We start from the raw sequence: 16,192 nt of genomic DNA, 5'->3' as shown, positions 1-16,192 counted from the left end.
TTTTGTAAATAAGCCTTCCCAAAAATATCAATTTAAAGTAGAAATATTATTGTCACCTATCTCTTTTAATCTTCTTTTATATCCCTTTGCTGCAATTGCGTATCCACCATTTGTAGTATCAACAAAATGGATATGTTTTCCATGCCTTTCAAAAATTAGACATGTCATAAGAGCATGTTTTGATTTATTTATTCCATATACAAGTTTTTTATTTTGATACTCTTTTTCCAAATACTCTTCAAGTTTTTTCAAATCTTTATTACTAATAGAAAAAACCATTCTAACAATATTATCAAACTTTTCAATATCAGTAGTTGAGATGATTCTTTTTTTATATTTTTCCCATTCTCCAATTTTAAATTTCATTAATAAAAGACCTAGAAGATTTATAAACCTTAGTTTAAATAAAGTAGCCACTTTACCTAGAAATGATTTGGATAAAAAAGAGGCTTCAACATTTAAATCTTTAGCTTTAAAACTTAATAATAGTTTAGCCTCATCAATTGGATGTCTAGAGCTAATATCACCAACAATTTTTTCAATATTTGCTAAAACCTCTTTATAATCTTTTTCATCAAGACATTTTAAAATAAATGACAAAGTTTCATCTTTAGAAGATTCTATAAAAGACCATCTACACTCTAAACCTTCTAAATCTAACTCATAAAGTTCATCTTTTTTATCTTTTATGTGATATTTATCATCTAGTTTTAAAAGATAATCAAAATAATCTAAACCCTCACCTTTTATCAAAGCTTGTTCATGATTTTGTGTAGTTTTATATTTAGCTATTAAAATCTCTTTTTCAAAACTTGCAAGTTTTTCTAAAGAAATTGATCCTACTCTAAGTTCTAAGCCATAAGCTTCTTTTGCCATTTCTCTAACTGCAACTAAAGCTCGTCTTGCACTTTTGTAAGCTCGTCTTGGGACTAAAACAAAAGCACCATCACCACCAAAAATAAAAGGAAGTTCTAAACTTCTGTCAACATTTAAAACAGAGATAATACTCATAGCTCCTAGCATATTTATCTCTTTATATTTTCCATTTTCAATATTTTTTGTAGAATCTTTAACATCTGTTGCTAAAAGGTGCCAGTCATTTGGTATTTTTGTATAAATATCAGGGTTTGATAACTCTGTAAAATCACTTACAGTTTTAAGATTTTTATAAAAATAATAAGTTGCCATTTAACTCTTTTTTAATTTATTGGTTCAGCAGTGTTAATCATCCAAATAGAAAAAATATCAACATAATCCCAAAACGATTTTTTTTCCTCTTCGCTTAAGTTTGTTTCCTCAATTGCTTTTGCAAACATCTCTAGCCAAACTATCCTTGCACTAGGAGTGATTTTAAAAGGCATATGTCTTGCTACCATTCTTGGAGCACCTCTACTTTCATTGAAATATTTTGGTCCTCCACAAATTTGAATAAAAAAATCAGCAGAGTGTTTTTTTGCCATTGCTAAAGCTTGTTCATTTTCAGGGAAAAGATCTTTAATTTTACTTTCCGCTAGTAAATCATAGTGTCTGCTTATTAAATTTCTCATACCTTCTTCTTTTAAAGTTGCTAATATTATTGGATTGGGAAGACTTACATTTGGTCTATTTCCCATTGAAGTTTCAGATATATTATATTCCATTTTTTTCCTTTTTTGATATGTGAAAATATACACTTTTAATGATTTATAAACTATATGAAAATAAGGTAAATTAAAAAATTAATCAAATTTTGATAAAATTCATAAAAACTTGGAAATTTTATGAATACAAAAAATCTTTTTATAGTATCTTTTATTGGGATACTTACTACATACTATTTTATACTTGGCATTGACAAATCAGTTCAACTGGTAAAAGATGAATATCTTTCAATAATAGCATTGTTTGTAATTGTTCTAAGTCTTATATTTTTTAAAATAAAGCTAAAAAACCATCAAACCATAGATTTTGTTCAAAATAATCAATTCTCTTTAAGATCTACAATTTTATTTTTTCTAGTATTTCAAGTTGTAGATTACTATTATGAAGATGGATTTATTGGAATGATTTCACAATGGTTTTTATATTGGATAATGGGACTTATTGCTATAACATTAATGGAAACAATAAACTGCTACAAAAACTATAAATATCTAAAAAACAACTCCTAATATTAATTTTAACTTAATTTTTTTATTAGTACACACTTTTAAGCCACTTCATAATTATAAAATTATGTAAATGTATTAAAAGGATAATTAATGAAACAAAAATCATTATTCAAAAATGTAGGTGTCCAGATCATTATAGCAATGATTCTAGGTACTATTGTGGGTATACTTATGGGGAAAGATGCCTCTATTTTTGCACCTCTAGGGACAATATTTATTCACCTAATCAAAATGCTGGTAATACCTTTGATTGTAATTTCAATCATCTCTGGTGCTGCAAACCTAAGTGATAGTCCAAGTGCAGGAAAAGTGGGGATTGGAACCATTGCATTCTTTTTAGGAACTTCTGCATTTGCAGTTGCACTTGCACTTTTAGCAGGTGAAGTTTTTAAACCAGGTGTTGGATTAGACTTAAGTAGTGTAAGCCATATGTTTTCAAACCAATATGCTGATAAAGGAGCCCTTCCTGGTGCTATGGATACACTTATTGGTATGATTCCAACTAATATTTTCCAATCACTTATGGATGCAAACATCTTACAAATTTTAGTTTTTTGTTTATTCTTTGGTATTGCAATTTCTAAAATTCCAAAAGAGAAAAGTACTCCACTAATCAATGGTTTAGAAGGAATGATTCAAGCTTTAATTTGGATGGTTACTGTTGTAATGTTGCTAGCACCAATTGGTGTTTTTGGTCTAATGGCTGATTCAATTGGTACTTATGGATTTGATATGCTTGGTCTAGTAGCAAAACTTTTTATAGTTTATATGGGAGCGCTTTTAGTTTATGGATTTATTTTCTACCCATTAATTATAAAACTATTTTCTAATTTATCAATCAGAAAATTTATTAGTGCAATAAAAAAACCTCAAATTGTTGCACTTTCAACAGCTTCATCTATGGCAACGCTTCCTGTTACAATGAAAACTTGTGAAGAAGATTTAAATGTTTCAAAATCTACTTCATCTTTTGTTTTACCACTTGGTGCAACTATTAATATGAGTGGAAATGCAATCTATTATGGACTTGTGGCTATTTTCTTTGCACAAATGTATAATATTGATTTAGGACTAGCTGGATATGCTGCTATTATTTTTACAGCTACTATTGGTGCTATTGGACAAGCAGGTGTTCCTGGCCCTTCATTTTTAGTTGTTGCTGTTTTACTAGCTGCTGGAATTCCTATTGAAGGTTTACCTTTATTATTTGCCCTTGATAGAATCTTTGATATGACTAGAACTGCTTTAAATATCACAGGTGATGCAGTTTGTGCAGTTGTTATTGATAATTTAAATGAAAAACAAGACAAACTTCAATCAGTTGAAGTTTAAATAAAAGAAGAGATTAACTCTCTTCTTTTAAAATCTTTAAATTGCAATATTTTAAGCTAAAAATAAAATATAAACTTTAATTAAATCTAATTAATGTATACTGATTTAGAATATATTTTAGGTATTTTAAATGAAAACATTAAATACATATTTCAATGATATTAAAGATCTTGAAAGATTTATTAAAGATAATTTTATTGAAGACTCTTCAAAACTTTTAATTCAAGTTTTCACTCATGAAAACAATCCTTCGTTTATAGAAAATATAACAAACTATTTTTCAGAAAATTTTCCTTTATCTTCTTTAGTAGGCTCAACAACAGATGGAGAGATAAAAGATGGTTTAGTAAGCACTAATACTACAGTTATAAGTTTTACAATATTTGAACAAGTATCTTTAAAAACAGAAATCACAAACCAATTTGAAAATCATTTCCAAGTAGGAAAGGATATAGCCTCAAAGATAATACAAGAGGATACAAAAGTTATAATATCTTTTATTGATGGACTATTAGGAAACGGTGAAGAGTATATTAAAGGGATAGAGTCAATTGATAAAAGTATTATTGTTGCAGGAGGACTTGCCGGAGATAATGCAAAATTTGAAAATACTTATGTTTTTACAAAAGAGCAAATATACACAAAAGGTTTTGTAGCAGTATCTTTAAGTAGTAAAAGTTTAAATATTGCTACTGATTATAGTTTTAACTGGCTTCCAATTGGACAAAAATTAAAAATTACAAAATCAGATAAAAATGTAGTTTATACGATAAATGATAGAACTGCTTTGGAAACATATGGGTATTATTTAGGTCATGATATAAGCAAAAACCTTCCATATGTAGGAATTGAATTTCCTTTAATTGTTGAAAGAAACGGTATACAAATAGCAAGAGCTGTTATTGGGAAAAATGATGATGGTTCTTTGGTATTTGCAGGAAATTTAAATGTTGGAGATGAAGTAAGTTTTGCTTATGGAAATTGCAATGAGATACTTGATAAAACACAATACCACATTGACAAAATTGCTTCTAAACCAATTGAGAGTATATTTATCTATTCATGTATGGCAAGAAGAAGATTTATGCCAGACAAAATTGAACATGAAACACTCATATATAACGATTTAGCTCCTACCACTGGTTTTTTTACTTATGGAGAATTTTTTAGTGAAAAAGATAATAAAGAACTTCTAAATCAGAGTATGACTCTTTTGGCTTTAAGTGAATCAGAAAATATCAATAATAAAAAACCAACATTAAATATAAAAAAAGGCTCAAGTTCAACAGTTCAAGCTTTATCACATTTAATCTATGTATCAACAAAAGAGCTTCAAAGAAAAGATGAAATTATGATTTCCCAATCAAGAAATGCTGCTATGGGAGAGATGTTAAATATAGTTGCCCACCAATGGAGGCAACCTTTAAGTTCTATTTCAATGATTGCTAATAATGCATTAGCTGATTTAGAACTGGATAGTTTAGATAATAATTCCCTTGAAGAATATCTTAAAAGTATACAAAAGCAAGCATTAGATTTATCAAATATAATTAACAATTTCAAAAACTATTTTAAACCTAGTGATAAAAAAGAGGAAATATCTTTAAAGAAACTTTTTCAAGATATAAAAGATATAACAAATGCAAACCTCAAAAATAATGATATAGAACTAATAATACAAGATGAAAATGATTCAATCATTTTTGTTTATAAAAGAGAATTAATACAAGTTCTTCTTAATTTCATAAACAACTCAAAAGAAGCATTTACATCAAAAGAAAAAGAAAAAAAAGCTATTGTGATATCTGTAAAAGAATCAAAACAAAATATTATCATAAGTATTTGTGACAATGCAGGTGGGATAGATGAAAAGATTATTGATGAGATATTTAATCCATACTTTAGTACAAAAAATCAACTAAATGGGACTGGCCTTGGACTTTATATGAATAAGATAATTATTGAAAAATATATGGAAGGTATAATAAGCGTAGAAAATAGAAAATATGGTGCTTGTTTTAATATTCAATTAAAAAAATAATATTTTATTTATATAGTTAATCTCTTAATTTCTAAGTGTTGCTATAAGCCTATTTGAATCTTTTAAAAAGCCAAATACATCATCTATTGATTTTACTAAAATATCTGAAGATAAAAGAGTTTTAGTGCATAAACCTTCATCTTGTAAAATAGCAATACCTAAAATACTATTCTCTAACATCAAAAGATCATTTCTACCATTACCAACACTTAAAACTGTTTTACTTCCTAGCTTCTTTACAAACTCTAACTTGTCTTTGTCTTGATTTTGCTTCCCTATTACTATAACTTCACAATTTGTATTTTCTAACTCTTTTTTTACTGTGCCATAAGTATCTGCTGTAATTACATAAAATTTAAAATCTGATGCAAGTTTATTAATATTTTCAGAAACATTTTTAAGTAGTTTTCCATCAACTGCAATTGTTCCATTATAATCAAATACAACACTTTTTATTTCAAAAGCTTCTCTTCCTGGAATCTCAATTCTCATTTCTATCCTAATTATTTTACTTACTCAAATCTCTTATCAGAACGTCTATTTATGACATCCTCAGCACTTGCTTTCAACCATCCAGATTTACTATCTTTAACACCATCAAATTTTTCAATATATGGTTTTATATCTAAAAGTGGTGTACCATCTAAAACATCTATACCATCAACAATGATTTTATTTTCTTCAACTCTATTTAGCTTCACAATAGAAAGACCAATATGATTAGGTCGTAAAGGAGACCTTGTTGAAAAAACTCCTCTTTCTTGAGTATCCATAAAAGGAGTTACAGTAAGTTCAGTTCTTTTTACTTCATGAAAACTATATATTAAATAGATATGACTAAAGCCATCTAAATCTTTTAAGCCTTCTGTTAGCTCTTCATTGAGGATTATAACCCCTTCTACATCTTTTGCACCTTTTGGCTGAATTGGCATATCTTCAATAGCCTTAAAAGGTGTTTTTATTGTTCCAATTGGTTTTATATTATGCATTTTCTAATCTCTTTAAATATATTAAGGCTCTATTTGTAACTGCTTGGCTGTAAGTATTTATCTTAAAGTGTTCTGGACTCCAACCTTTTAAAAATCTTTTAAAATCTGCCCAAGATAGACAAAATAACATTCTCCATTCATCCTCAATATCTTGTGGATCAATACTAGGATGATAAATCTCTATAGCCTTATGTAATTCATCAAAATAGATATCTTTTATAAACTCTTCTAAATCTTCACAATCTTCTGGTTCAACTGCACTACTCATAAAGTATGCTAAATCTTTCATACCACAACCATGACCAACATATTGAAAATCAACTGCCGCACATCTTGTAACTGATTTATTAAAACAAAAATTTGCTAGTTTTGCATCCCCATGAACTATTGTTTGATATTTAGTATTTTTAAGTATTTCATCTATTGTACTTGCATATTGCTTTAACTCGCCCTCTTCAAGTCTTTCAAACTCATCGGGTCTTGTTTCAAGATGCCAGTAAGTTCCAGTTTCCCAAAGTAGTTCATTTTTTACATTTAAATATTTGGCATGAAAATTTGCAAGCCAAGATAAGCAAATTTTTATATGGCTTTCATTTGCATCTAAGGTGGTATTAACAAGCTCAATATCTGCTAAATCTTCCATTACTATTAGATACTCATTTTCTGTTTTAAAAGTTTTTAGACCCTGAGGGATTCTACATCTTTCGTCAATTTCTTTACTAAAATTTTCATACCAATTTACTTCAACTTCATAGGAGTGTAGTTTTCTTTGATGGGAAAAATCAGTATTCCAGCCCCTTGGATGAAGTTCAGGTTTTGGAAGTTTTATATGTTTGACAATAATATTTTTTGATTCGAATTTTAGTCTTACTAGTTCACCATATCCACTCCAAAGAGTCTGGATGGTTTCCTTTGAGATTAATTCACCAAGATCTAAGTCATTGCCAATATTTTGATATAAAGAGTTCATAGTTACGTATTATATTTAAAATAAAGTCAATAAATACTAATACAAGTAATTATTGACTAATTAAATCTAAATTTTTACTTCACTTATTTGGATAATAGGGTTTGAATTTGTAAAGTTTGGTAAATCATTCATGATTTTATCTGCATGGGGAGTAAATGCTTCTTGAAAAGCTTCTACTGATTCAAATGTTAAATGAGTCATAGCAACAAAAGGAATCTCTTGACCTGGAATTGCATTTGCTAATCCATAATCAACATTTGCACCTTTTAAAGCATCACCAATTAACTCTCCTGCCATTGGGATATGAGTATCTAAATAATAATCCATATCGAACTTAATATCTTCACCATTTGGGTATAAAACACTTACTCTTACCATCTTCTCTCCTTAGTGATTATGTATTAAGATTAGTCTAACCAATTTTTTTAATAAAAACAATAGTTATTTACTATTTTTTTGAAAATTTAGAACTAACTAAAATACCACCAAAGATTACAAGCAAAATACCCATAAATGTAGTTAAATCAGGGAAAGCATCACCTAAAGCAACTCCAAATCCTATAGAAAATGGAATATTTGTATAACTAACTACTCCAATAATACTAGCTTTACTTACACTATATGCTCTTGTAATAAACCACTGTGAACCAGTAGAAATAATTGCCATAAAAGCAATTAAAGCCCAAATAATAGGATCAGTATGGAATTTAAACTCAAAAATTGGAGTAAAAAAATAAATTAATAAAGGAATAATCAACCCAATCCCCATAAATGAAAGCATTATAAGTCTTGCATCAAATATATCTTTTATTTTTTTTATAGTTGCATAAGCACAAGCTGCAAAGAAACCACCCAAAACTCCTAAAACATGTTCAAATGAAAACTCTATTCCAAAGGGTTTCATCACAAGTATAATTCCTATAAATCCAATAATAAGTGCAAAAAATGTTTTTAAACTAATGCTCTCTTTTACTAAATAATAGGCAAGTATTGTTACAAAAAATGGTGAAGTTCTATTTAAAACAACTGCTTCACCAAGGGGAATTGTTGCAATTGTATAAAAAAACAATACCATTGCTAAAGCTCCAAACAAGCCCCTTAATAATAGTAAATGAACCTTTGATTTATCAAAGGCTACATTAAATTTTTTTAGTGTAAATAGTATAATAAAAACGCCTATTAAGTTTCTGTAAAAAACTATTTCCAAAGGATCCATACTAGTTGATAAATACTTTGCAACTGCTCCATTTAGTGCTCCTAAAACAGAACTTGCAAGCATAAAAAGTACACCTATATCTATTAACTTTAATCTTTCATTCATATAATTTTATTCTCTTTATTTATTCATATTTTTTTTAGTTTTATTGGTTGCAATTGCCTCATAGGGATTATCTGGCCAATAATGTTTTTTGTACTTAGAAAATAACTCTTTTTTCACCTCAGCATAAGAGTTTTCCCAAAAACTTTTAAGGTCGTATGTTATTTGAATAGGCCTTAAAGCTGGACTTAAAAGATGTATTTGCAAAGCGATTTTTCCATTTAAAATTTTTGGTGTTTCATGAAGACCAAAAACCTCTTGTATTTTAACTTTTAATATTGGTGTTTGAATATTAGTGTAATCTATTTTTATATTTGAGCCACTTGGTACCCTTAAAAAACTAGGAGCTAAAATATCTATTTGTTGTTGTTTTTCCCAAGGAATATATGAAAGTAAAATAGCATAAATATCCAAAGACTCTAATTGCTTAATTGATTTAACATCACTTAAGTATGGTTTTAACCAAGATTCAAGGGTCTCTAATAAATCTTCATCTTTGAAACTTACCAACTCATCTTTCATATTTTCATTTATAAAGTTTACTCTATTTTTTAAATCAATCGCCTTTTTACTCCATGTTAAAAGCTCTAATCCTTCTTTTTTTATAAGTTCACAAAAAAGATTAGAAAAATCGATATTATTCTCAACTGAAATAGCTTTTGAAGTAAGTTCAACTTCATAAAAATTGCTAACTTCTCTTATATCAAGCCTTTTTGACTCTTTATTGTAAGTTATTGTCTGTGTTGTTTTTATATATTCACTAAAGTACTCTTGTATCAATTCAAGTGAAATTTTAATTGCATATGAGATATATGAATCTTTATTTTGAGCATTTAGTATTGGTGTTACTAGAAACCTTTCATTAAATAATGAATCCTCAATATCTATTATGGCACCTTTACCATTGCTAAGTTTATATCTATTACTATTTTTCCCTCTTTGCTTTGCTAATCTATCGGGATAAGCAAAAAGGATTAATACACTTAAAATCTTTTCATCAACTCTTTTTTTAGCTTTTTGCACTTCCTCTAAAGAGTTTAATTTTTTAAATATAAACCTAGCTTGTTTTAAAATATTTGAAGCTAAGTTTTTATTTATAAGATGACTATTTAAATCATTCTCATATAAGTGAATAAATCTAGAATAGATATTAGTATCACTAAAACTACTTTTAAAAATATCTTTTTCACTAAGTAGTGTTGTTAAAATTGATGCTTCATAGGCAAAGCCTAACTCATTTGCTTTTAATATCATAAATGCAAACCTTGGATGAATTCCAAGTAATAGTGCTTTTTCCCCTAGCTTTGTTATCAAAGAGTTTTCATCCAACATCTTTAACTCTTGAAGAACTAATTTTGTGCTTTGTTCAACTTCTTTTGAAGGATAATCCAAAAGTTTTAGCTCTTTTATATCTTTTATACCCCAAAGTGAAATTTCAAGAAAAAATGAACTTAAATCTGTTCTTAGTATTTCAGGTTTTGTTGACTCTTGTAATATCTTTTTCTCATGCCAAATTCTATAACACTTTCCACTACTTAATCTTCCTGCACGCCCTGCTCTTTGAACTGCAGAATCTTTTGAAATAAAAGTAAGATTTAGATGATTCATACTTGTTGAATAGTTATAAGAGGATTGTTTTTCTAATCCTGAATCAATAACAACACTAACACCTTCAATAGTTAGTGATGTTTGAGCAATATTAGTTGAAAGTATCACTTTTCTTTTATCACTTCTTAGTAAAGCCTTATCTTGTTGCTCTTTACCCAAAGCTGAATATAGAGGTAAAACTTCTATATCACTTTTTTTACCTTTTAGTTTCTCATTTAAACTATTTAGCAAGTTTTTTATCTCTTTAGTCCCTGCTAAAAAAACTAATATATCTCCATTATTCTCTTCCAATGCTTTTAAAGTTGTATCACAAAGTAAGCTATTTAGAGTTTTAAAATCAGGTTGTTTTATACTCTCTTTTAAATAAATATTTTCAACATCATATAACTTCCCCTTTGAACTTATAACAGGTACTTTTCCTAATAAATTTACTAGGTCATTTGAATTTAATGTTGCAGACATAATCAGAAGTTTTAAATCATCCCTTAACAACTCTTGCACTTGTAAAGATAAGGCCAAGGATAAATCAGTATGAATACTTCTTTCATGAAACTCATCAAAGATAATCATCGCAACATCTTCCAAAGATTGGTCAGATTGAAGTTTTCTCACAAGTATTGCTTCTGTTACAACAAGAAGCTTTGTTTGTTTTGAATAACAACTTTCCATTTTAACTTGATAACCAACACTTTGTCCAACTTCTTCTCCAAGTAATCTTGCCATTTGCACTGCAACCATTCTTGCTGCTACTCTTCTTGGTTCTAACATAATAATCATCTTAGAGTCACCATCAGAATGAAGCCATGATTCTTTTAATAAAGAGATTGGAACAACTGTACTTTTCCCAGCTCCGGGAGGAGCTTCAAGTATAAGTGTAGAGTTTGTATTAAGAGTTTTTTTTATATCAGTTAAGACTTCACATATAGGTAGGTTTTTCATTTAGCGTATTCTACTTTAAAAAAAAGTTTTTCAATTCCAATTAGATTAAAATAATTTATTCATGTACTGCACTTCAAAAGGCAAATAGTCAAAAGTTTTTTTTGAACCTAGCTCAAACCCTAGTTTTAAATACCAATTTTTCAATATAGTGTGATTTGATATAATACCAATACTCAGCCTTTTTATATCTTTCTTTTTTGCATAAATAAAAATATATTCTACTAATTCTTTTCCTATCCCTTCTTTTCTAAAAGATGGCAATACTGATAATCTATTTAAATAGGCAACATCTTCTCTAGGGTTTTCAAAGGCTACACATCCAACAGCTTTTCCATCAATTTTATATAAAAAATATTCTTCAGATTTTTCAAAATCTTTTTTAACCCAATCTTCAGTACAAAAAGATGGATGTTTAGGACAATTTTTACTATCTAAATTAAATTTTTTAGCAACATCTTTATTTGATTCACAAATTAAAAAAGAGATAATTTTTGAGTCTTTAATTGTTGCTTTTTCTATAACTTTATTCATAAATAAACCTTTATTATCTTTTCCCTTGCTCTCTTAATTTGTCTTTTTTACTTTTTCTTTTCCCTTTTATAGGTGCAGTTCCCTTTTGCTTTGTAGTATTTGAAATAGTAAAATCAAAGCCTTCAATTTGCTCTTTTGTTATATCTAATTTATATCTTTTTTCAATTAGTTTAAAGTGGTTTAGGTTTTCATTATCTAAAAAAGAGATTGCAACTCCACTTTTTCCTGCTCTAGCTGTTCTTCCTATTCTATGAATATAATCTTCTGTGCTTCTTGGTAAATCAAAATTTATAACACAATCTATATCATCAATATGCAAACCCCGTGATGCAATATCTGTAGAAAAAAGAATATCTATCTTTTTATTTTTAAAATCATTTAGAGTGAGATTTCTTTCTTCTTGACTTAAATCTCCATGGAAAGACTCAGCTTCAAAACCTTTTTTTATAAACTTATTTGCTATATTATCTGCTGCTCTTTTATTTGCCATAAAAACCAATACTGATTTAAAGTTATTCTCTTTTATTAGATGTCTTAAAAGTGCACTTCTATCCTCTTTTTTTACAAATATTGCTCTTTGAGTTATCTCTTCCACATTTGTATTTGAATCTTCTATTTCTACTTTTATAGCTGTTGTAGTTATCTTTGAAGCAATATCTATAACTTTTGGTGAATATGTTGCAGAAAATAAAAGATTTTGTCTATTCTTTGGAATAATATTTAAAATCTCATCAAGCTCTTGAACAAAACCTAAATCAAGCATCTTGTCAGCTTCATCTAAAACAAAATATTCAATAGTAGATAAATCAATTTGTTTTTTACCTATAATATCAAGAAGTCTTCCTGAAGTTGCAACAACCACATCACAACCTTTTTGTATCTTTAAAAGTTGTTCCCCAATCTTTTCTCCACCTATAACTGAAACGATAGAAAGAGTTTTTGGGAAATTTTGACTAAGATTTGAAAATGTTTGGGCAATCTGTAAAGTCAATTCCCTTGTTGGAGCTAAAACCAATACTTTTATTTTTGCTTTTTTATTATCTTTATTTTCTTTTAGTGTTTCAAGTATAGGGATTACAAAACTTGCTGTTTTTCCAGTTCCAGTTTTTGCTTGAGCCATAATATCTTGTTTTGTTTTTACAAGAGGGATTACTTCTTTTTGAATAGGAGTTGGTGTTTTATAATTGTTTTGCTCTAAAGATTTTAAAAGTTCTAAAGATAGATTAAATATATCAAATGACAAGATTTTCCTTTTAGTTTATTATATAGATTTTTCAGAGTTTTTAGGAAACTGAGTATTGTAAATATTTGCGACATGAATTAAACTTGTGACTTTAATTAGAGGTTTTATCAAAAGTTGTGCACTTCCAACTATAAATAGCCAAGTTCCACTATTCATTAATGTATCATTTAAAAAGAAAAAACTACCTGTTAAAAACCATATAGCAATAAGCAAATCATTAAAAGCACCTAAAAACTCATAACGTCTTTGTATAACAATATGACGATTCCCAATATCTAAATCAAGTTCATTTTCTTTTTCATAAAAATTCAATTTTTCTCCTCAATTTTTTTATTCACCATTTAATACAGACATAACAGTAGACCTACTAGTTTTTAATTCACTTGTGATTTTACTTATATTTATATCACCATTTTCAGTATAATACTCTTCATCATCCAACATTTTTAATATAGTATCTTTTTTATCAAGTATCTCTTGAGAGGTTTGTCTAGTTTGAAAAGTAAAATCCTCTTCATTCATAGTTTCCATAGCCTCTAAATCTCTTTTTATAGTTTGAACTGTAACCTTAAGCTCTTTTGCTAAATCCTTTGGGTCTTCAATACCCCGCAAGATTAAATCTCTTATGGCAATTCTTCTTGTTTTCATTCTTCTTCTACGATGATATGAGATTTTCATAAAATACCTTTAATCAATTTCTATAGGTAATAGAGTTAAAAAACTTAAAGCCTCAGGAAGAGAAAACTGTGCTTTTGTTAAATCATTTTGTTTTGGATCAATTAAATAATTTCTAGATGTTCTAAAATCAGCTTTTTTCAAATTATTATTTACAAAAGTAGTAAATTCTAAATCACATTTATCGAATATTGAACATTCTAAATTGCACTCTTCAAAACCACTATCTTTTATAAGTGAATTTATAAATTTCATTTGTCTTAAGTCTAATAAATGAAAAGAATTTTGTGAAATATTACATAAATCAAAACTTATATCAAAAGGTTCATCACAAGAACTCCAAGAGATTCCAATAAGTTTTGATTTTTCAAACTTGACATCATTAAAAGTGCATGATTTTAAATTAGCAAGTGATATATCACAATTAATAAAAGTACACTCTGTAAACTTACATTTATGCATCAAAGCATTTGAAAAATCACACTTATTAAAAGTACAATTATCAAAATAAATAGAATCAAATTCTTTTTCGCTTAAGTCTTTAAACTCTTCTTCCCAGTAATCATTTTCATCAAACATATTATTTAGCTTCACTTTTTGATAAACTCATAAATCATAATATACAGATAATCCTAGTATATTATTTAAATGAGATTCTATTTAAATATACTGATAATTATATAAAATCTAAACTATTAGTATAGATTTTATTTCAAAATATGGGTTTTATTTTTATTTGATTTAACTCTTCCTGTTTTTATGGTGTTAAAAATATGCTCAAAAACTTTTCCTGCTTTACCTTTTTTATTTGTTAAAAAATATGAATGACCTTTTGGATAATCATATTTATTACTTAATTCTTCACAATCAATTGAATAAACATTTTTTTGAACTTTTGACATATCTTCAGGGCCTGTATGACCTAATCTTCTAGATGCAATTCTATTTTTAAGATTTGATACTTTGCTAGCTCTTAAAGCTAAATCGCTAGATGAAAAGTAAACTGAGACATTACTACTTGATTGACTTATAAATCTTCCTTTTTTGTCCTCTTCTAAAGATTCATTTACAATATCTGCAGCTACTAAAAAGCTATGTCTAAATAAAAGTGGAACCCCATTTGCTAAATCATATCTATTCCATTGGTGCAAAGTTTCTCTATAAACTCTATTTCCCATAGAATGACTTAATACACTTATTCTTTTTAAACATATATCTTCATCTTTTGTGTAGGCATCTCTCCATTTCATAAACTTTTGAAGCACCCTTGCAAAAGAAAAAGAGCTGACATCTGCTGATTTTTGATCATCCCAATAATCTTTTATAATACCTTTGTCATTATCACATGGCCAAATTATAGGTATCACCAAAACCATGTCTTTCTCTTTGTCATCAAATAATTTTTGAAGGGTCTTAACTCTAGGAAATATATCACTTTCTGGAAGATTGGAAAATCCATGAATAAAAAGAAGTATATTTTTAGCTTTTGACAACTTCAATTGTTTCATTAGTTTTGTTGAACCAATCTCCAGATAGTCGTTTTCGCTATTTCTTTCACAATAATACACTGAATTAGAAGGTGCATTTTTATCTAAATCAAACTCATACTCAACGCCAGCAGTCTGCTTTGCAAAGCTACCTTTTGGTTCTCTATTTGTTATAAAATACATAATTTTCTCCTTAATTTTATTATTTTAGAAATCACAACATTTTATATATAAAGCTTTTTAATAAATTTAATTGAAAATTAATAATATCATATATTATAACAATATAAGTATTTTTTTGGTTTTTTTTGGTTTTGCTTCTATATTATTTTAGATAAAATCTTTTAGTCCTGAAGTTTTCATAGGAAATTGTTTTGAATATTTAATTATCTCTTCATCTAAGGTACTAACTCCTGCTTTTGTTTGAACTAAATAGATATTGAAACTATTATCTTCTATTGTGAATTTTACATGGTTAAAATAAACCTTTGCATCTTTAAATATCAAATCTAAGGTAAGTGTATCTTTTCTAAAAAAAGGAAAGGCTTGTTGTGATTCTCCTAAAACTTCTGTGATTAGATAATAGCCTAGAGTATCAGGAGTCAAGTTATCAGTACTAATTCTTTTTTTCTGTTTATTAAAATATTCATCAACTAATCTAATAAAAAAACCAAACGACATAACACCAATATCTTTTAATATTACACAATTTATATATTCATAAAGCAAAGATTCATTCTCTTTTATAAATGCTTTAAGTTCTTTTTCTTGCATTTTTTGTTTCCTATAATAATCTATTTATTTTAAAAAATATTTTATCTAATTAGTTGTTAAATAGTGAAAATATAGATTTTTATACAAACTTCTAAGAATATACTATGTAGTGGTACTAAAATTGCATATATAAAA

General features: G+C 27.6%; 18 protein-coding genes. 3 read left to right on the top strand and 15 right to left on the bottom strand.

Annotated features, from left to right (window positions below; genetic code table 11):
• Window positions 1-27: 27 nt before the first annotated feature.
• Together AC2TY9_RS09935 and AC2TY9_RS09930 are read right to left on the bottom strand one after the other, a co-directional pair.
• Entirely contained in the window at window positions 28-1,188 is a 1,161-nt protein-coding gene (locus tag AC2TY9_RS09935) for a DUF3095 family protein (protein WP_489777297.1), read from the bottom strand.
• 11 nt (window positions 1,189-1,199) lie between these two features.
• Window positions 1,200-1,640: a globin domain-containing protein gene (locus AC2TY9_RS09930; RefSeq protein WP_489777296.1), complete on the bottom strand. Its 441-nt coding sequence runs from the start codon at window positions 1,638-1,640 to the stop codon at window positions 1,200-1,202.
• Window positions 1,641-1,760: 120 nt separating this feature from the next.
• Here AC2TY9_RS09930 and AC2TY9_RS09925 point away from each other — a divergent pair, with 120 nt between their 5' ends.
• The 3 genes from AC2TY9_RS09925 to AC2TY9_RS09915 all read left to right on the top strand — a co-directional run bounded on the left by AC2TY9_RS09925 (window position 1,761) and on the right by AC2TY9_RS09915 (window position 5,523).
• Window positions 1,761-2,150: a hypothetical protein gene (locus tag AC2TY9_RS09925; protein ID WP_489777295.1), complete on the top strand. Its 390-nt coding sequence runs from the start codon at window positions 1,761-1,763 to the stop codon at window positions 2,148-2,150.
• 90 nt (window positions 2,151-2,240) lie between these two features.
• Window positions 2,241-3,482 (top strand): dicarboxylate/amino acid:cation symporter, encoded by a 1,242-nt coding sequence (locus AC2TY9_RS09920; protein ID WP_489777294.1) that lies wholly within the window; start codon window positions 2,241-2,243, stop codon window positions 3,480-3,482.
• Window positions 3,483-3,612: 130 nt separating this feature from the next.
• Entirely contained in the window at window positions 3,613-5,523 is a 1,911-nt protein-coding gene (locus tag AC2TY9_RS09915; RefSeq protein WP_489777293.1) for an FIST N-terminal domain-containing protein, read from the top strand.
• A gap of 24 nt (window positions 5,524-5,547) precedes the next feature.
• On the opposite strand, the gene AC2TY9_RS09910 is transcribed toward AC2TY9_RS09915, so the two are convergent.
• From AC2TY9_RS09910 to AC2TY9_RS09850, 13 genes are all read right to left on the bottom strand, one after another.
• Window positions 5,548-6,015 carry an HAD family hydrolase gene (locus tag AC2TY9_RS09910; protein WP_489777292.1) on the bottom strand — a complete coding sequence of 156 codons (468 nt, stop codon included), beginning with the start codon at window positions 6,013-6,015 and terminating at the stop codon, window positions 5,548-5,550.
• A gap of 20 nt (window positions 6,016-6,035) precedes the next feature.
• Window positions 6,036-6,512: a tRNA (N6-threonylcarbamoyladenosine(37)-N6)-methyltransferase TrmO gene (gene tsaA, locus AC2TY9_RS09905; protein WP_489777291.1), complete on the bottom strand. Its 477-nt coding sequence runs from the start codon at window positions 6,510-6,512 to the stop codon at window positions 6,036-6,038.
• The gene (locus AC2TY9_RS09900; RefSeq protein ID WP_489777290.1) at window positions 6,505-7,482 is read right to left on the bottom strand and encodes a phosphotransferase; all 978 of its coding nucleotides are present in this window, start codon (window positions 7,480-7,482) and stop codon (window positions 6,505-6,507) included. The genes tsaA and AC2TY9_RS09900 overlap by 8 nt, the downstream gene beginning before the upstream one ends.
• Window positions 7,483-7,548: 66 nt before the next feature.
• Window positions 7,549-7,860 carry an EthD family reductase gene (locus AC2TY9_RS09895; RefSeq protein ID WP_489777289.1) on the bottom strand — a complete coding sequence of 104 codons (312 nt, stop codon included), beginning with the start codon at window positions 7,858-7,860 and terminating at the stop codon, window positions 7,549-7,551.
• A 70-nt stretch (window positions 7,861-7,930) separates the two neighbouring features.
• Complete coding sequence (locus AC2TY9_RS09890) at window positions 7,931-8,803, bottom strand: DMT family transporter (protein WP_489777288.1); 873 nt, start codon at window positions 8,801-8,803, stop codon at window positions 7,931-7,933.
• A 15-nt stretch (window positions 8,804-8,818) separates the two neighbouring features.
• Window positions 8,819-11,347 (bottom strand): ATP-dependent helicase HrpB, encoded by a 2,529-nt coding sequence (hrpB, locus tag AC2TY9_RS09885; protein ID WP_489777287.1) that lies wholly within the window; start codon window positions 11,345-11,347, stop codon window positions 8,819-8,821.
• Between the two features lie 45 nt (window positions 11,348-11,392).
• Window positions 11,393-11,878 carry a GNAT family N-acetyltransferase gene (locus tag AC2TY9_RS09880; RefSeq protein WP_489777286.1) on the bottom strand — a complete coding sequence of 162 codons (486 nt, stop codon included), beginning with the start codon at window positions 11,876-11,878 and terminating at the stop codon, window positions 11,393-11,395.
• A gap of 13 nt (window positions 11,879-11,891) precedes the next feature.
• Complete coding sequence (locus AC2TY9_RS09875) at window positions 11,892-13,121, bottom strand: DEAD/DEAH box helicase (protein WP_489777285.1); 1,230 nt, start codon at window positions 13,119-13,121, stop codon at window positions 11,892-11,894.
• An 18-nt stretch (window positions 13,122-13,139) separates the two neighbouring features.
• Entirely contained in the window at window positions 13,140-13,433 is a 294-nt protein-coding gene (locus AC2TY9_RS09870; protein WP_489777284.1) for a YrhK family protein, read from the bottom strand.
• Between the two features lie 18 nt (window positions 13,434-13,451).
• Window positions 13,452-13,799: a hypothetical protein gene (locus tag AC2TY9_RS09865; protein WP_489777283.1), complete on the bottom strand. Its 348-nt coding sequence runs from the start codon at window positions 13,797-13,799 to the stop codon at window positions 13,452-13,454.
• Window positions 13,800-13,808: 9 nt separating this feature from the next.
• Entirely contained in the window at window positions 13,809-14,375 is a 567-nt protein-coding gene (locus AC2TY9_RS09860; protein ID WP_489777282.1) for a pentapeptide repeat-containing protein, read from the bottom strand.
• 128 nt (window positions 14,376-14,503) lie between these two features.
• Window positions 14,504-15,466 (bottom strand): alpha/beta hydrolase, encoded by a 963-nt coding sequence (locus AC2TY9_RS09855; protein ID WP_489777281.1) that lies wholly within the window; start codon window positions 15,464-15,466, stop codon window positions 14,504-14,506.
• Between the two features lie 147 nt (window positions 15,467-15,613).
• Window positions 15,614-16,057, bottom strand: a complete 444-nt coding sequence (locus AC2TY9_RS09850; protein ID WP_489777280.1) for a hypothetical protein — start codon at window positions 16,055-16,057, stop codon at window positions 15,614-15,616.
• Window positions 16,058-16,192 lie beyond the last annotated feature (135 nt).

It is taken from the genome of Arcobacter sp. ISO1, assembly GCF_058105185.1.
This window is presented reverse-complemented; position numbering and strand designations above follow the sequence as displayed.